Consider the following 16,613-nt stretch of genomic DNA (forward strand, 5'->3'; position numbering starts at 1 on the left):
AAAGGAAACAGCTTATTGAGGTAGCACGACGCGCCTGCGTTACATAAAGCAATGGGTCCGCAGGCGCACGTCGCCCACATCAATTAACGGAAGGCTGGACGTTCTTTTCAACCCATGCAGCGAAGGCGTTGATGAACGTCTCCAAAAATGGCCGTGTCTTGTCGGACAGTGCGCCCGCTTCATCGAAAAAGCTTCCAGCGCCACCCAGGTATGCCTCAGGCTGCTGAAGGCACAGCACGTCCAGAAATACCAGAGACTGGCGCAGGTGATGGTTGGCACCAAAGCCACCGACAGCACCCGGAGAAGCGCTTATGACCGCGCCGGGTTTGCCGCTGAAAGCGCTTTTGCCGTAAGGACGCGAGCCCACATCAATGGCATTTTTCAGGGCACCCGGCACCGAACGGTTGTATTCCGGTGTTACAAAAAGCACGCCGTCGGCAGCGCCCAACTGGTCGCGAAATGCACTGTAGGCTGGCGGCCGAGAAGCGCCATCAATGTCTTCGTTATACAGAGGCAAATCGCCAATTTCGACGATATTAAGTTTAAGGCTGGCAGGTGCCAGCTCCGCGAGGGCAAGCGCAATTTTTCGGTTGATGGAGTCTTTTCGCAGACTGCCGACCAATACGGCAATGGTATGAACCTGGCTCATGAAAATATCCGTCATCTGATTAATAGGGAATATCAGGTATACAACAACAGCCGCCTTTAGACGACCATTGCCCTGGTCAATTCCCCGACGCGCCACAACCGCCCGGATTATTTTTTTCCTGCCGGCAAACTCACCTATAGATCAGTGGTCTACTAGCCTCGATGGATTCGTAAACCAGCAGTTGTATTCAGTTTCAGAGGTTACAGAGCAAATGGCTTCAGTTCTCGTCGGACAATTTCATGCCAGAGACGCCGAAGGTCGCGTCTACCCGGTCCATGAATTCCAGGAATCGCAGCCGGGTGAGGTGCAGGGCGGGCAGCCGGTAATCACTTACAGACTGGCAATTGGTGACCGGGTCAAGCATTTGGGCGGTGAAGACTTTCAACTGGTGCAATCGGGCGTGAAAATCACCCGTACAACGCCGTAATACAAACAGAACTCCCGCTCGAGCTACCGCTGCCAGCGGGAAGTTGCTAGTCAGAAAAGATCAGATACCAGAAAATTGCCGTTTCACGTGTGTTGGGATCTATGCCTCGATAGCGCATATGGTCCACCCCGCCTACCACGTATCCACAACGCTCATACAACCTGCAGGCACCCAGGTTATTGTTCTGGGTTTCCAGAACGATGCCGGGCAGATTGCGCTTGCGGCTCCAGAATTGAGCGACATCGAGCAATGAGCGCGCGACCCCATGACGACGCGCCGACTCGTCTACCGCCAATTCATCGATGTAGGCGAACCCGCTCCAGTGAGTGCTCATCACGATATGGCCAACCGGGCGGTCATCCAGCCATGCCACCATCACCGACCTCGTGGCGGCATCGCGATGATCGGCAAACTCCTGAGAATCGATACCATAATTCTTGCTGTACGGCTCGACCAGCTCAACCTGCCATGAATCAACGCTTTCGCCGATACGCGGTTGGGCATAGCCAAGCACTGTAAACGTGAATTCGCTATTGAGAATGTAGTCCTCGAAGCATTCGTCTGCGATCCGAATGCTCAAGGCAGGGTTTGCCAGGTTCATGTCACCACTCGCTGGTTGCTGTCAGGAGGACGTCTGCGCTGCGGCTTCCAGCATTTGTACCCACAAAGCAGGTGCACCGGATGCCTTGGCAATGGTGCTCATACGGACTTCATGCTCGGCCAGTTCACTTTCCGAAGCACGAATGATGCGGCAAGGTTTGCGATCGGCAGGCAAACGGCGGATTTCGCTGCCTCGGTTGCCAGAGCCTTCACCGGAGCCGTTGCCGTCAGAGGCATTACCAGCCAGCGACAGGCTGGTCTGCCCGCCGGTCATCGCCAGGTAGACGTCGGCCAGAATTTCAGAGTCGAGCAGTGCGCCGTGCAGCTCGCGGCCCGAGTTGTCGACGCCGTAGCGCTTGCACAGGGCATCCAGACTGTTGCGCTGCCCCGGATGGCGCTCGCGGGCCATCATCAGGGTGTCGAGGATCGAACAGTGCTGGGTGATATCAGCCCTGTCCTGCGAACCCATCAAGGCAAATTCGTTGTTGATGAAGCCAACATCGAACGCTGCGTTGTGAATGATCAGTTGCGCGCCTTTGATGAATTCGAAAAATTCATCGGCGACTTCGGCAAACCGGGGCTTGCCGACCAGAAATTCGTTGGTGATACCGTGAACACCAATCGCGCCTTCGTCACTTTCGCGATCAGGTTGCAGGTACACGTGAAAATGCCGACTGGTCAGGCGCCGGCCAATCAACTCGACACAACCGATCTCGATGATCCGGTGACCATCTGTCACCGGCATACCGGTGGTTTCGGTATCGAGAACGATCGATCTGTTATCCAGGTTTTGTAATGCCATTGACTGTCGCCTCATCTACAGGCCGCGATTCTAACACGCCATGGAAGCTGCGAGCCTGTCGGATCCATCCGCAATTGAAAGGGATAAACGTCAGCGGGCGCTGCAGGGATACAACGGATTCGGCGATTTTACCCGGAACTCGCCCGCCTCCCGAGTTGCACCATGAGTTGCGATAAAGGCAACAGAGTTCCGAGTTTGCGATGATTGCTGACGCGTCTGCCGCGTGTCCATACTCGACCCATCGGCAACAGGAGATCGATATGAGCCCTCTTTGGCAGCGCCTTCGCGATCAAGCCCGGCAACTGACCGAGCGCAACCCGGTACTCGGCGATTATGCGACAAGCCACCTGCTGGTCTATTCGACTTTCGAGGATGCGCTCGCTGCGAACCTTGCCCGACAGATGCAGGCCCAAGCGAGTAACGTGGCGCTGGAAGACTGGTTCAAGGCGATCATAAAGGCCAGGCCGTCCATCGCTCAGGCAGCAGCTGCCGATATCAACCATCTGGAAACAGTCAATCCTGCCTGCCCGGATCACCTCACGGCCTTTCTGACCTTTCGTGGCATACAGGCCGTTCAGGCATACCGCATCGCCCATGCACTGTGGGCTGAGGGCGATGAGCAAAGCGCCGTGCTTGTGCAGAACTGGGCGGCCAACACCTGGAGCATCGATATTCACCCGGCGGCGCGGCTCGGCAAATCCTTGTTTGTCGACCATGGCATCGGCCTTGTTATCGGGGAAACCGCTGTAGTCGAAGATCAAGTGAGCCTCTGGCACGGTGTCACGCTGGGCAGCACCCTCAACGAAGCAGGCGACCGACACCCGAAAATCCGCAGAGGCGCACTTATTTGCGCCGGAGCAACCGTTCTGGGAAACATCGAAGTAGGAGCCAATGCCATTGTGGCGGCCAACCCGGTCGTACTCAAAGCAGTGGCGGCTGAAACGGTCGTCGCTGGCACACCGGCAAAGGTGGTGGGTAATGCCCCTGCTTTTCTGGCGACCTTTACGACAAAATCCAAAGGCTAATCAGGAGCTATTACCATGACAGCCGTTGCTCAATTTGCGCAGGGTATCGATCATCCTCTTGTCACCGTGCGTAATCATGCCGAGGCTCTGGAGCTGTATCGCAGAATGGGCTTCGCGCCGTCGCCGGTCAGCTACCACCCTTGGGGAACCGTCACCTCGTTGATGATGTTTCCCAGTAACTTTATCGAATTGATCGGCGTCGAAGATGCTTCGAAATTCGGCACCCACTAGGTAAACGGTTTCTGCTTCGGACGTCAGTTGGGTCAATTCCTCGACCGCGGCGAAGAAGGCGTTTCGCTGGTGGCGCTGCACAGTAAAGATGCCGACGATGACCACGCGCGTATGGCGGCTGCAGGGCTTGAAAGCCAGGGCCGTATTGATTTTCGCCGAAAAATGACGCTTCCCGATGGTCGCGACGATGAAGCCGTTGTTTCGCTGGCGCTCTTCATCGACCCGGAACTCCCGGACGCCTCCAACTTTATCTGCCATCAGCATCGTCCTGAGCTGATCTGGGTGCGCGGCTGGCAGAACCACCCCAATGGTGCAGACGGGATTCTGGCGATCACCTATCTGGCAGACCCCGAACGGCTTGAACCCCGCTGGCGAGCTATCTACGGCAATGCGGTGACATACAACGGTGCCGCCCTGGAGGCTGATACCCGATGCGGCGTATTGCGTGCCATCGACGCCGCGACAGCTGCCCTGGAATTTCCGGACGTCGAGCTACCTGCAATTACCAGGGAGCGCCCCCATGCGATTTCCATCCGGCTGCGCACCACGAGCCTCAACGATCTGCGCGCAATACTGGCGCGTAATGACGTGGCTCATCATGAAATACGGGGTCATGAAATACCGGACCGCGTCCTCGTGGCGCCGCACGCGGCAGGCAATGTCATCCTCGATTTCGTACAGAGTGTTTGACTGAACGTCGACTGACGAATATCAGCTTTTTATGCCACGCACTTCGTCAACACCACGGTTGGCAAGCTGGTCGGCACGCTCGTTGCCGGGATGGCCGATATGGCCTCGTACCCACTGCCATTTCACGTTATGCCGGCTGACCTGTTCATCGAGCAGCTGCCACAGATCGGCATTTTTGACCGGTTCCTTGGCCGCGGTTTTCCAGCCGCGTTTCTTCCAGTTGACCATCCACTCGGTAATGCCTTTCATCACGTACTGAGAGTCGGTCACCAGCGTCACTTCGCAGGGACGCTTGAGTTCTTCGAGCCCGCGAATGGCACCCGTCAGCTCCATGCGGTTGTTGGTGGTGTTGGCCTCGCCACCCCACAGCTCTTTTTCGACACCCTTACACACCAGCAGGGCACCCCACCCGCCCGGGCCAGGATTGCCCTTGCAGGCACCGTCGGTGAAGAGTTCAACGCTATCGCTCATTACGACCTTTCCAGAATGATGGGCTTCATGTGCAGCATGGCATTGCTCAGGAATGATCCTGAGTGTTGCGACTGACCTTGGCCATCGGCATGGGAATCAGCTTGCCGATAGGGTCGCGGCGTACCTGACGTACAGGCCTCAGGCCTACCACCAGTTTACGCGCCACCAGAAGGTAGAAGCCGCCACCGGGGCTCTGACGTCCTTCACCGAGGCTTTCGAGCCCAGCAAGGCGTGACGGCCATGCCGCTGAAGCAAGGGGCGGACGATAGCATCCGAAGCGCCGTTTCTCCAGCGCGAAGCCCAGCAGGTTCAGCCAGTCGGCGACCCGCGAGGATGAGATGCAGCGCGCCTTGCGCAGCCCATCCCGAGCGAACACGTGACGCATGCCCCAGGCGCTCCAGGGGTTGATGCCGATAATCAGCAAGTGCCCGCCCGGCCGAACACTGCTGGCCGCTTCACGCAGCAGCCCGTGGGGCGACAGACAGAAATCCAGACCGTGCTGCAGTACCACGACATCCGCCGCGTGCTCGCTCAATGGCCAGGCCTGCTCTTCGCAGACAATCTCGACGCCCGGCAATGGTGCTCCGAGCCGCACATTGCGTTGCACCTGCGGGGCAACCGGCGGCGCTTGCGCCGACGGGCCGTAATGCACCAGGTAGCCGCCGAAATACCGCCCCAGCTCTTCGTCGAGAATGCGCCGTTCCTCTTCGAGCAGAAGCTGCCCCAGCGGCCCGGAAAGCCATTCACGGGCAGCGCGGATCAATGCAAGCCACTCAGGATCAGCCTGAGCGAACGCTTCATCGGTCATGAGTTCTCCTCCAGAGGTGCTCGCGTACAGCGGCAACAGACTCTAAGATGCACCATTGTCCGCCGCTATGCGAACTGCGCCATGATACAGATCCACGCCCTTCCTGCTTTCAATGACAACTACATATGGTTGTTACAAGACCTTTCGAGCCAGCAATGCGCTGTGGTCGATCCTGGCGACGCGAAACCGGTGCGGGGCTGGCTGGCGGAGCATCCGGACTACCGGTTGACCGATATTCTCATCACCCACCACCAAAATGATCATGTCGGCGGCGTGGCGGAACTCAAGCAGGCGACCCTGGCACGCGTACTCGGCCCTGCGGCAGAGACTATTCCGGCACGCGATATCGCACTGGTCGACCATGACCGACTGACAGTGCTCGGCCTCGAGTTTGTGGTGCATGCAGTTCCCGGCCACACGCTCGGTCATATCGCCTTCTACCATGAAGACGCTACAACGCACTTGCTGTTCAGCGGCGACACGCTGTTCGCAGCAGGCTGTGGACGTCTGTTCGAGGGTACGTCAGAGCAGATGCATGACTCCCTCGAGCGTCTGGCCAAACTGCCGGACAGCACGCTGATTTATTGCGCCCACGAATACACGCTGAGTAATCTGCGCTTCGCTCAGGCCGTCGAGCCCGATAATCAGGATATTGCCCAACGCCTCGCCGAAGTCACCCGCTGGCGTAGTGAAAATCGCATCAGCCTTCCTTCGAACCTGGCTCTGGAAAAACGCACCAACCCGTTCCTGCGAACCCGGGAAACATCTGTTAAAGAAAAAGCGGACGAACGGAGCGGCGGGCAAAACACCTCGCAGAGTGCGGTCTTTGCCAGCTTGAGGGCATGGAAAGATAAGTTCTGACCTGACCATAAAACCGCAATAAAATTCTGAAAGGTTGACCGACGGCAGGCTGCTTCCTAGAATCGCCCGACATTTTCGTCTGGATGTACCCCCCGAACAATGTCGTCATCTATCAGCAAGCCTTCACATTCGGACGCATTGACTCGGTTGGCTCAGGCCATGGCTGTCACCGCGAGTGCGCTTCTGGCCGGTTGCCAGAGCACTGCCAGCGTCGACCCGGTCAGCAGCCATCGCACGCCTAATCTGGCCGCCGGCATCAAGCAAAAACCGATTTTCCTGTCTCACAGGCCCGTCACTCCCCTCGCCCCGCCACAAGATGTGTGGGAGCGCATGCGTCAGGGCTTTCAACTGCAACAAGGCAACGATCAAAACCCCCGTATCGACCAGCAGCGCCTGTGGTTCGCCAACAACCCTTCCTTTCTGGAAAACGCTGGCGAGCGTGGCAGCCTGTATATGCATTACATCGTCGAGCGCCTTGAAGAACGCAACATGCCGCTGGAGCTGGCTCTGCTGCCGGTCATCGAAAGCGCCTACAACCCGATGGCCGTTTCACGCAGCCAGGCTGTAGGTCTATGGCAGTTCATCCCCTCGACCGGGCGTTACTTCAACCTGCGCCAGACCAGCTTTTATGACGGACGTCGCGACATCCAGGCCTCGACCGTTGCCGCACTGGATTACCTGACCCGTCTGCATGACATGTTCAACGGTGACTGGTTGCTGGCCCTCGCGGCCTACAACGCGGGCGAAGGCACAGTGAGCCGTGCCATCGAGCGCAATGACAAGCTCAACCTGCCGACCGACTACTGGAACCTGCCACTTCCGCAGGAAACCCGTGACTATGTGCCCAAGCTGCTGGCCTTGTCCCAGGTAGTACTGTCGCCGGAAGCCTATGGCGTCAACCTCAATCCGATCGCCAACCAGCCCTATTTCGAAGTCGTCGAACTCAACAAGCGCGTCGATCTGTCCAAAGTGGCCAGCGCTGCCGATATTGACGAAGATGAGCTTATCCAGCTCAACCCTGCCTACAAGAAGCGCCTGACGGTCGATGGGCCTCAGCATCTGCTGGTGCCAACGTCCAAGGCGCAACTGCTGACTGCCAGCCTGCTGACCATGAAGCAGGAAGAGCTGGTCGCCTGGCAGCCTTACCGCGTACGCAAGGGCGATACTCTGGAAAGCCTGGCGAGTCGCTATCAGGTCACGGTCAGCTCGCTCAAGGGCAATAACAAGCTCTCCGGCAACCGCCTGAAGGTCGGTCAATCACTGAGCATACCGGTCAAGCCGGGCATGCAGAATTCACAGCCCGTGTTCGAAGCATTGGCCAGCAACGACAAGCCGTCACGTACCCGAAGTTACAAGGTGCGCAGCGGTGACAACCTGACCACCATCGCGCAAGCCAACAAGGTGGATGTCGAAGACCTGCAACGCTGGAACAAGCTGACCGGCAAGAAGCTCAAGGTCGGCCAGACGCTGGTCATGCAGGACACCAGCAAATCCAGCAGTAAAACGGTCGCCAGCGCCAAAGACGGCGAAAAGAAATCCATGCAGTACAAGATCCAGAAAGGCGACTCGATGTACCTGGTCGCCAAGCGCTTTAACGTCGAGATGCAACATCTCAAGCGCTGGAATCCACGTAGCGGGCAGGCCCTCAAACCCGGTCAGACCCTGACCGTTTACCTGCCGCACTGATGATCGCGGCCACTTGCCCTTCGATAACCTTGGGGCGGGTGGCCGATGCAGCCCCGGCGGCGCAGTCACCTGCAGTCTTTTTCCAGCTGGAACAAGCTGTTACTGTTAGCGACCCGAAAGCCCAAGTCGCCCGGATCGTGATACGTCCCTTCCTGCTAACCATCAGCCTCGCCTTGAGCTTCTGCGCCAACGCAGCCATCACAGAAAGTCATGGCTATGCGCAGTTTGGTGTTCTCAAGTACCCGGCCAGCTTTACTCATTTCGACTGGGTCAATCCCGAGGCGCCGAAAGGTGGCACCTTGAGAATGATGGCGTTTGGTACGTTCGACACGCTCAATCCTTACACATTCAAGGGCAGCAGCCCGGTCTCGACCGGAAACTTCCTGCAATACGGCGTCAATGAACTGAACGAGCCGTTGATGGTGGGCACAGGGCAGTACGACCCGTCCGACGATGAACCGACCTCCAGTTACGGGCTGATCGCCCAGTCCGTTGAATACAGCGAGGACCGCAGCTGGGTGGTGTTCAACCTGCGCCCGCAGGCGCGCTTTCACGATGGCAAGCCCATCACCGCCTACGACGTGGCGTTTTCCTACCGAACGCTGCTCAAGGACGGTCATCCTCAATACCGCACCGCCTTGCAGGAAGTGCAGCGCGTCGACATCCTCAATCGTCATCGCATCCGGTTTGTCTTCAAGCGCTCTGGCAATCCGTTGCTGATTCTGCGTCTTGGGGAACTGCCAGTGCTGCCCCAGCATTACTGGAAGAACAGAGACTTCAAGGCGACTACCTTCGAACCGCCGCTGGGCAGTGGCCCCTACCGCATCACCCGCGTGCAGCCCGGACGTCAGCTGGTGTTCGAGCGGGTCAAGGATTACTGGGGCAAGGACCTGCCGGTCAACCGCGGCAAATACAATTTCGACCGGGTGGAAGTCGAGTTCTACCGCGACAGCGATGTGGCGTTCGAAGCATTCAAGGCGGGCGAATTCGATATCTACATCGAGCATCAGGCCAAGAACTGGGCGAATGGCTATAACTTCCCGGCAGTCGCAAACGGTCAGGTAATCAAGGCGCAGATTCCGCACCGCATACCGACCCAGACCCAAGGCCTGTTCATGAACACCCGGCGCGCGGCCTTCGCCGATATCCGCGTACGCGAAGCACTGGGGCTGTTGTTCAATTTCGAATGGACCAACCGCACACTGTTCAGCGACGCTTATGAGCGTTCGACCAGCTATTACCCCAACAGCGAGTTTTCCGCGACGGGCCTGCCGAGCGGGGCTGAATGGTTATTGCTGGCGCCTTATCGCGATCAGTTGCCCGCCAGTCTGTTTACCCAGCCATTTGCCCCATCGAAAACCGATGGCGGCGGCATCCCGCGCGACACTCTGCGCAAGGCCTTGAAACTGCTTGCCGATGCTGGCTGGACGCTGTCGGACAAGGGCTTGCTTAACGCCGACAAGCAACCGCTGCGCTTCGAGATCCTGCTGTCAACCCCAACCTCGAACGCATCCTGCAGCCCTACATCGAAGACCTGCGACGCCTGGGTATTGATGCAGGGCTGCGCACCGTCGATCGCGCCCAGTACAAACAACGCCTGGACCGTTTCGACTTCGACATGATTCTCATGACCCTGCAACAGACGCTGAGCCCCGGTCTTGAGCAGTGGCAATATTTTCATTCAAGCCAGGCCGCGATCAACGGCAGCAAGAACTACGCCGGCATTGCCAACCCGGTGGTCGACGCCCTGCTGAACAAACTGCTCGGCGCGCAAACCCGCGATCAACAGGTCGCGGCTGCGCGAGCGCTGGACCGCGTGCTGCTGGCTCAGCACTACAGCATTCCCAACTGGTATCTGAACAATCATCGGCTTGCCTATCGCAACCGATTCGCCATGGTCACCACCCCGCCCTACACCCTGGGGCTGCGTGCGTGGTGGCTCAAGACTCTGGAGAAGCCCCGATGAACCCATTGCATTCCCTGCGCGCGCAAGCGGCCGGCCTGCTGTTGGCCAGCCTCGCCTGCACGGTACAGGCTGCGCCTCAGCATGGCGTGACGCTGTACGACGAGCCGCCCAAGTACCCGGCCGACTTCAAGCACTTCGACTACGTGAACCCTGATGCGCCCAAGGGTGGCACGTTCCGCCAGGCAGGCTTCGGCGGTTTCGACAGCCTCAACCCGTTCATCAACAAGGGCGTGCCGGCAGATGACATCGGCCTGATCTACGACACCCTGGCCCGTGCAAGCCTGGATGAACCGTTCAGTGAGTACGGGCTGGTTGCCGGTAAAATCGAGAAAGCCCCGGACAACAGCTGGGTACGCTTCTACCTGCGCCCGGAAGCGCGCTTTCATGACGGCCACCCGATGCGTGCCGAAGACGTGGAGTTCAGCTTCAAGACACTGATGGAGCACGGGTCGCCCATGTACAAGGGTTACTACGCCGACGTCGATCAGGTGGTCGTCGAAGACCCGCTGCGCGTGCTGTTCAAATTCAAGCACAAGGGCAATCGGGAGATGCCGCTGATTCTTGGCCAGTTACCCGTGCTGCCCAAACATTTCTGGGCAGATCGCGACTTCAGCAAGGGCAACCTGGACTTCCCGCTGGGCAGCGGGCCGTACAAGGTCGCCGATGTAAAAGCCGGGCGCTCGGTGCGCTATGAACGGGTCAAGGATTACTGGGCCAAGGACCTGCCGATCAATAAGGGCTTCTACAACTTCGATGTGCTGACCACCGACTACTATCGCGACAACACCGTCGCGCTGGAAGCGGGCAAAGCCGGGCAGTTCGATTATTGGGTGGAAACCAGCGCCAAGAACTGGGCAACTGCATATGACACGCCAGCAGTCCGGGATGGCAGGCTGATCAAGGAAGAGCTTCCCAATGGCAATCCGACGGGCATGCAGGGTTTTGTCTTCAACCTGCGCAAGCCGGTGTTTCAAGACGTCAGGGTCCGTGAGGCGCTGACTCTGCTGCTGGACTTCGAGTGGACCAACAAACAGCTGTTCAACGGCTCGTACAGCCGCACCAAAAGCTATTTCGACAACTCGGAAATGGCCGCCAGCGGCCTGCCGTCCGCCGAAGAACTGAAAATTCTTGAACCGTTGCGCGGCAAGATTCCGGATCGAGTGTTCACCGAACCCTTCACGCTGCCGGTAACCGATGGCAGTGGCATGATTCGTCCACAGCAACGCCGGGCCTTCCAGCTGTTGCAGGAAGCGGGCTGGAAGATCGTCGACGACAAGATGGTCGATGCCCAGGGCAACCCGGTGAAGCTGGAGTTTCTGATCGCCCAGACCGAGTTCGAGCGCATTCTGTTGCCTTACAAACGTAACCTGAGTGATCTGGGCATCGAGCTGGTGATTCGCCGCGCCGACGTGTCGCAATACATCAACCGCCTGCGCTCGCGGGACTACGACATGATCGTCACTGGCTATCCGCAGTCCAGCTCACCCGGTAACGAGCAGCGCGTGTATTTCGACTCATCCAGCGCCGACAACCCGGGCAGCCGCAACTTCATGGGCCTCAAGGACCCGGCGGTAGACACGCTGGTCAACGGGCTGATCAACGCCGACTCCCGGGAAAGCCTGATCACCCATACCAAAGCGCTGGACCGCGTATTACTGTGGGGTTTTTACGTTGTACCCAACTGGCACATCAAAACCTGGCGGGTGGCTTACTGGAATCACATCGACCATCCCAAGGCCAAGGCGCTTTCCGATATCGGCCTGATGACCTGGTGGGCGAAGCCGAATGTCAAACCCGCCACCGCGACCCCGTCAGCCACTGATCAGGCCAAGCCTGCGAACGCGGAGCAATAACATGCTGGCTTATATTCTGCGACGGCTACTGCTGATCATCCCTACCCTGCTCGGCATTCTGATCATCAACTTCGTCATCATTCAGGCCGCACCCGGTGGACCGGTCGAGCAGATGATCGCCAAGATCGAAGGCTTTGATGGCGCTACCAGCCGATTTGCGGGTGGCGGTGCCGAGGTATCGGTGGCGGGCTCCAACTACCGTGGCGCGCAGGGCCTGGACCCGGCACTGATCAAAGAAATCGAACGCATGTACGGTTTCGATAAATCGGCACCGGAACGCCTGTGGATCATGATCAAGAACTACGCCACGCTGGATTTCGGCGACAGCTTCTTTCGCGATGCCAAGGTGATCGACCTGATCGTCGAGAAGATGCCGGTCTCCATCTCTCTGGGGTTATGGAGCACGCTGATCATGTACCTGGTGTCGATCCCGCTTGGGATCGCCAAAGCCACTCGCCACGGCAGCCAGTTCGACGTGTGGACCAGCTCGGCGATCATCGTCGGCTACGCCATCCCGGCGTTTCTGTTCGCGATTCTGCTGATCGTGGTGTTTGCCGGTGGCAGCTACTTCAACTGGTTCCCGCTGCGCGGGCTGACTTCGAACAACTATGACGAACTGAGCACTCTGGGCAAGGTCTTCGACTACTTCTGGCATCTGGTGCTGCCGGTCACCGCGCTGGTGATCGGCAACTTCGCCACCATGACCCTGCTGACCAAGAACAGCTTTCTCGACGAAATCAGCAAGCAATATGTCACCACCGCCAAAGCCAAGGGCCTGAGCAACCACAAGGTGCTCTACGGCCATGTGTTTCGCAACGCGATGCTGCTAGTGATCGCCGGCTTCCCGTCGGCGTTCATCGGTATCTTCTTCACCGGCTCGCTGCTGGTGGAAGTGATCTTTTCGCTGGACGGCCTCGGCCTGATGAGCTTTGAAGCCGCTATCAACCGCGACTACCCGGTGGTGTTCGGCACCCTGTTCATCTTCACCCTGCTGGGGTTGGTGGTGAAGCTGATCGGCGACATCACCTACACCCTGGTAGACCCGCGCATCGACTTCGAAAGCAGGAAGCATTGATATGAAGCTGTCTCCTCTCAATCGCCGTCGCTTCGAACGCTTCAAAGCCAACCGACGCGGCTGGTGGTCACTGTGGCTGTTCCTCATCCTGTTCGGCCTGAGCCTGGGCGCCGAACTGATCGCCAACGATAAACCGCTCGCCGTGCGCTACGACGGTCACTGGTACTTCCCGGTGCTGGAGCGTTACCCGGAGACCACCTTCGGCGGCGAATTCCCGCTGGAAGCCAATTACAAGAGCCCGTACATCAAGGAATTGCTCGCGGCGAAGGATGGCTGGACCCTGTGGGCGCCCATCCCGTTCAGTTACCAGAGCATCAACTACGACCTGAAAGTCCCCGCCCCTGCGCCACCGTCCCGGGAAAACCTGCTGGGCACCGACGATCAGGGCCGTGATGTGCTGGCACGAGTGATCTACGGCTTCAGGATTTCCGTGCTGTTCGCCCTGACCCTGACCATCCTCAGCTCGATCATCGGCGTCATCGCCGGTGCCCTGCAGGGTTTCTATGGCGGCTGGGTCGACCTGCTGGGCCAGCGTTTTCTGGAGGTGTGGTCGGGCCTGCCCGTGCTGTATCTGTTGATCATTCTCGCCGGCTTCGTGCAACCCAACTTCTGGTGGCTGCTGGGCATCATGCTGCTGTTCTCCTGGATGAACCTGGTGGACGTGGTGCGTGCCGAGTTCCTGCGTGGCCGGAATCTGGAATATGTAAGAGCCGCGCGAGCGCTGGGCATGGAGAACGGCGCGATCATGTTCCGCCATATCCTGCCCAACGCCATGGTCTCGACCATGACCTTCATGCCGTTCATCCTCACCGGGGCCATCGGCACCTTGACTGCACTGGACTTCCTGGGCTTCGGCCTGCCCGCCGGATCGCCTTCGCTGGGCGAACTGGTGGCGCAGGGCAAATCCAACCTGCAGGCACCCTGGCTGGGCATCAGCGCGTTCGCTGTGCTGGCCATTATGCTGAGCCTGCTGGTGTTCATCGGCGAATCTGCCCGCGATGCTTTCGACCCAAGGAAATAAGATGAGCAATGACAATCTGATCGAAATCCGCGATCTGGCGGTCGAGTTCGTGACGGGCGACTCACGGCAACGGGTGGTCGAGAACATCAGCTTTGACATCCGTCGGGGTGAAACCCTCGCACTGGTCGGCGAAAGCGGCTCGGGCAAATCGGTTACAGCGCATTCGATCCTGCGCCTGCTGCCCTACCCCATTGCCAGTCATCCGAGCGGCACTATCCGCTACGGCGGTGAAGACCTGCTGAAAGTGGAAGAGAAAAAGCTGCGCTCGATCCGTGGCAACCGTATCGCCATGATCTTCCAGGAACCGATGACTTCGCTGAACCCGCTGCACTCGGTCGAAAAACAAATCAACGAGGTGCTGGGCCTGCACAAGGGCCTGACCGGCAAGGACGCCACCAAACGCACGCTGGAGCTTCTTGAGCTGGTAGGCATCCCCGAGCCACACAAACGGCTCAAAGCCTTGCCACACGAGCTTTCAGGCGGCCAACGCCAGCGTGTAATGATAGCGATGGCACTGGCCAACGAGCCGGAGCTGCTGATTGCCGACGAACCGACTACTGCACTGGACGTCACGGTACAGCTGAAAATTCTTGAGTTGCTCAAGCAATTGCAGGCTCGTCTGGGCATGGCGTTGTTACTTATCAGCCACGATTTGAACGTGGTAAGGCAAATAGCCAACCGAGTATGTGTCATGCAGCGCGGTTGCATCGTCGAACAGGCATCGTGCGAAGAATTGTTCCGTTCGCCGCAACATCCTTACACCAAAGTGTTGCTCAGCGCAGAGCCCAGCGGCGGTCCTTCGACCAACCCGGCCGGCGCCCCGCTGCTTGAAGTCGAGGACCTGAAAGTCTGGTTCCCGATCAAAAAGGGCCTGCTCAAGCGCACGGTCGACCACGTCAAGGCGGTGGACGGCATACGCTTCAGCCTGCCGCAAGGGCAAACACTGGGCATCGTGGGTGAAAGCGGGTCGGGCAAATCGACGCTGGGGCTGGCGATTCTTCGGCTGATCGGCAGCCAGGGCACCATACGTTTCAAGGGCAACGCGCTAGAATCTCTGTCGCAACAGCAGATCCGTCCGCTGCGCAGGCAGATGCAGGTGGTGTTCCAGGACCCGTTTGGTAGTTTGAGCCCGCGTATGTCAGTGGGTGAAATCGTTGGCGAAGGCTTGCGAATCCATGGCATGGGCACGGCCGCCGAGCAACAGACGGCGATCATCGAAGCACTCAGGGAGGTTGGCCTGGATCCGGATACCCGGCACCGCTACCCTCACGAGTTCTCCGGTGGCCAACGGCAGAGGATCGCCATTGCACGTGCGCTGGTATTGAAACCGGCGCTTATCTTGCTGGACGAGCCGACGTCAGCCCTAGACCGGACCGTACAGCGTCAGGTCGTCGAGCTGCTTCGCTCGCTGCAAGCCAAGTACAATCTGACGTATTTGTTCATCAGCCATGACCTGGCTGTCGTCAAAGCGCTGAGCCACCAGCTGATGGTGGTCAAGCAAGGCCAAGTGGTCGAACAGGGTGCAGCGCAGGACATCTTCGCCGCACCGCAACATCCTTATACACAGCAGCTGCTGGAAGCCGCCTTTTTGGCACCGGTAGCTGTCGATTAACCTGAAGAGGAACAACACATGGGTTTTCTCGCCGGTAAGCGCGTCCTGATCGTCGGTGTCGCCAGTAAACTGTCCATCGCATCCGGCATTGCTGCCGCCATGCATCGTGAAGGTGCAGAGCTTGCTTTCACCTACCAGAACGACAAGCTCAAGGGCCGTGTCGAAGAGTTCGCCGTAGGCTGGGGCTCAGGTCCCGAGCTGTGCTTCCCTTGCGATGTGGCCAGCGACGAAGAGATCACCAAGGTCTTTGAAGAGCTGAGCAAGAAGTGGGACGGCCTGGACGTGATCGTTCACTCGGTCGGCTTTGCTCCGGGTGACCAGCTCGACGGCGACTTCACCGACGCTACCACTCGCGAAGGTTTCCGCATCGCTCATGACATCAGCGCCTACAGCTTCGTGGCCCTGGCCAAGGCTGGTCGCGAAATGATGAAGGGCCGCAATGGCAGCCTCCTGACCCTGTCGTACCTGGGCGCAGAGCGCACCATGCCCAACTACAACGTCATGGGCATGGCCAAGGCCAGCCTGGAAGCCGGCGTTCGTTACCTGGCCGGCAGCCTCGGCCCGGAAGGTACTCGCGTCAATGCTGTATCGGCCGGCCCGATCCGCACACTGGCGGCTTCGGGTATCAAGAACTTCCGCAAAATGCTGGCTGCCAACGAGGCGCAGACTCCTTTGCGCCGCAACGTGACCATCGACGAAGTCGGCAATGCCGGTGCGTTCCTGTGCTCTGACCTGGCGTCGGGCATCAGTGGTGAGATCATGTACGTCGACGGCGGTTTCAACACCACCGCGATGGGCAGCATGGAAGAGTAAGACGGCAAGCGCCGCTCCTCGCG

General features: G+C 58.7%; 14 protein-coding genes and 2 pseudogenes. 11 read left to right on the forward strand and 5 right to left on the reverse strand.

The annotated features are described in order from the left end of the window. Positions 1-79: 79 nt before the first annotated feature. A complete protein-coding gene (locus AO277_RS14790) occupies positions 80-649 on the reverse strand; it encodes an NADPH-dependent FMN reductase (protein WP_044317500.1) in 570 nt (189 codons plus the stop codon). 211 nt (positions 650-860) lie between these two features. Here AO277_RS14790 and AO277_RS14795 point away from each other — a divergent pair, with 211 nt between their 5' ends. Then, entirely contained in the window at positions 861-1,076 is a 216-nt protein-coding gene (locus AO277_RS14795; protein WP_002552753.1) for a hypothetical protein, read from the forward strand. Between the two features lie 46 nt (positions 1,077-1,122). On the opposite strand, the gene AO277_RS14800 is transcribed toward AO277_RS14795, so the two are convergent. Both AO277_RS14800 and dnaQ read right to left on the reverse strand, forming a co-directional pair. Then, the gene (locus AO277_RS14800) at positions 1,123-1,677 is read right to left on the reverse strand and encodes a GNAT family N-acetyltransferase (protein ID WP_044317501.1); all 555 of its coding nucleotides are present in this window, start codon (positions 1,675-1,677) and stop codon (positions 1,123-1,125) included. A 21-nt stretch (positions 1,678-1,698) separates the two neighbouring features. After that, a complete protein-coding gene (gene dnaQ / locus AO277_RS14805; RefSeq protein WP_044317502.1) occupies positions 1,699-2,478 on the reverse strand; it encodes a DNA polymerase III subunit epsilon in 780 nt (259 codons plus the stop codon). 260 nt (positions 2,479-2,738) lie between these two features. On the opposite strand from dnaQ, the gene epsC reads away from it, so the two are divergent. Both epsC and AO277_RS14815 read left to right on the forward strand, forming a co-directional pair. Next, complete coding sequence (gene epsC, locus AO277_RS14810) at positions 2,739-3,503, forward strand: serine O-acetyltransferase EpsC (protein WP_044317503.1); 765 nt, start codon at positions 2,739-2,741, stop codon at positions 3,501-3,503. Positions 3,504-3,518: 15 nt separating this feature from the next. After that, a pseudogene (locus AO277_RS14815) lies at positions 3,519-4,424 on the forward strand (VOC family protein). A gap of 21 nt (positions 4,425-4,445) precedes the next feature. On the opposite strand, the gene rnhA reads toward AO277_RS14815, so the two are convergent. After that, positions 4,446-4,895 carry a ribonuclease HI gene (gene rnhA / locus AO277_RS14820; RefSeq protein WP_002552748.1) on the reverse strand — a complete coding sequence of 150 codons (450 nt, stop codon included), beginning with the start codon at positions 4,893-4,895 and terminating at the stop codon, positions 4,446-4,448. 46 nt (positions 4,896-4,941) lie between these two features. Further along, positions 4,942-5,703: a class I SAM-dependent methyltransferase gene (locus tag AO277_RS14825; protein WP_044317504.1), complete on the reverse strand. Its 762-nt coding sequence runs from the start codon at positions 5,701-5,703 to the stop codon at positions 4,942-4,944. An 81-nt stretch (positions 5,704-5,784) separates the two neighbouring features. On the opposite strand from AO277_RS14825, the gene gloB reads away from it, so the two are divergent. From gloB to fabI, 8 genes and pseudogenes are all read left to right on the forward strand, one after another. Next, positions 5,785-6,564, forward strand: coding sequence for a hydroxyacylglutathione hydrolase (gene gloB, locus AO277_RS14830; protein ID WP_044317505.1), 780 nt, complete (start codon positions 5,785-5,787; stop codon positions 6,562-6,564). Between the two features lie 99 nt (positions 6,565-6,663). After that, complete coding sequence (locus AO277_RS14835) at positions 6,664-8,250, forward strand: lytic transglycosylase domain-containing protein (protein ID WP_044317506.1); 1,587 nt, start codon at positions 6,664-6,666, stop codon at positions 8,248-8,250. A gap of 137 nt (positions 8,251-8,387) precedes the next feature. Beyond that, positions 8,388-10,216: pseudogene (locus tag AO277_RS14840) on the forward strand (extracellular solute-binding protein). Then, positions 10,213-12,069 (forward strand): extracellular solute-binding protein, encoded by a 1,857-nt coding sequence (locus AO277_RS14845; RefSeq protein WP_002552743.1) that lies wholly within the window; start codon positions 10,213-10,215, stop codon positions 12,067-12,069. The pseudogene AO277_RS14840 and the gene AO277_RS14845 overlap by 4 nt, the downstream one beginning before the upstream one ends. Before the next feature lies 1 nt (position 12,070). Continuing rightward, positions 12,071-13,144 carry a microcin C ABC transporter permease YejB gene (locus tag AO277_RS14850; protein WP_044317507.1) on the forward strand — a complete coding sequence of 358 codons (1,074 nt, stop codon included), beginning with the start codon at positions 12,071-12,073 and terminating at the stop codon, positions 13,142-13,144. A 1-nt stretch (position 13,145) separates the two neighbouring features. Further along, positions 13,146-14,165, forward strand: coding sequence for an ABC transporter permease (locus tag AO277_RS14855; RefSeq protein ID WP_044317508.1), 1,020 nt, complete (start codon positions 13,146-13,148; stop codon positions 14,163-14,165). 1 nt (position 14,166) lies between these two features. Then, positions 14,167-15,777 (forward strand): ABC transporter ATP-binding protein, encoded by a 1,611-nt coding sequence (locus tag AO277_RS14860; protein WP_002552740.1) that lies wholly within the window; start codon positions 14,167-14,169, stop codon positions 15,775-15,777. A gap of 18 nt (positions 15,778-15,795) precedes the next feature. Then, entirely contained in the window at positions 15,796-16,590 is a 795-nt protein-coding gene (gene fabI / locus AO277_RS14865; RefSeq protein ID WP_044317509.1) for an enoyl-ACP reductase FabI, read from the forward strand. Positions 16,591-16,613 lie beyond the last annotated feature (23 nt).

It is taken from the genome of Pseudomonas amygdali (assembly GCF_002699855.1).
Lineage (GTDB): Bacteria > Pseudomonadota > Gammaproteobacteria > Pseudomonadales > Pseudomonadaceae > Aquipseudomonas > Aquipseudomonas amygdali.

Coding starts and splice junctions, on each gene's coding strand:
- AO277_RS14790 (WP_044317500.1), bottom strand. CDS start 649: ATGAGCCAGGTTCATACCATTGCCGTATTGGTCGGCAGTCTGCGAAAA.
- AO277_RS14795 (WP_002552753.1), top strand. CDS start 861: ATGGCTTCAGTTCTCGTCGGACAATTTCATGCCAGAGACGCCGAAGGT.
- AO277_RS14800 (WP_044317501.1), bottom strand. CDS start 1,677: ATGAACCTGGCAAACCCTGCCTTGAGCATTCGGATCGCAGACGAATGC.
- dnaQ (WP_044317502.1), bottom strand. CDS start 2,478: ATGGCATTACAAAACCTGGATAACAGATCGATCGTTCTCGATACCGAA.
- epsC (WP_044317503.1), top strand. CDS start 2,739: ATGAGCCCTCTTTGGCAGCGCCTTCGCGATCAAGCCCGGCAACTGACC.
- rnhA (WP_002552748.1), bottom strand. CDS start 4,895: ATGAGCGATAGCGTTGAACTCTTCACCGACGGTGCCTGCAAGGGCAAT.
- AO277_RS14825 (WP_044317504.1), bottom strand. CDS start 5,703: ATGACCGATGAAGCGTTCGCTCAGGCTGATCCTGAGTGGCTTGCATTG.
- gloB (WP_044317505.1), top strand. CDS start 5,785: ATGATACAGATCCACGCCCTTCCTGCTTTCAATGACAACTACATATGG.
- AO277_RS14835 (WP_044317506.1), top strand. CDS start 6,664: ATGTCGTCATCTATCAGCAAGCCTTCACATTCGGACGCATTGACTCGG.
- AO277_RS14845 (WP_002552743.1), top strand. CDS start 10,213: ATGAACCCATTGCATTCCCTGCGCGCGCAAGCGGCCGGCCTGCTGTTG.
- AO277_RS14850 (WP_044317507.1), top strand. CDS start 12,071: ATGCTGGCTTATATTCTGCGACGGCTACTGCTGATCATCCCTACCCTG.
- AO277_RS14855 (WP_044317508.1), top strand. CDS start 13,146: ATGAAGCTGTCTCCTCTCAATCGCCGTCGCTTCGAACGCTTCAAAGCC.
- AO277_RS14860 (WP_002552740.1), top strand. CDS start 14,167: ATGAGCAATGACAATCTGATCGAAATCCGCGATCTGGCGGTCGAGTTC.
- fabI (WP_044317509.1), top strand. CDS start 15,796: ATGGGTTTTCTCGCCGGTAAGCGCGTCCTGATCGTCGGTGTCGCCAGT.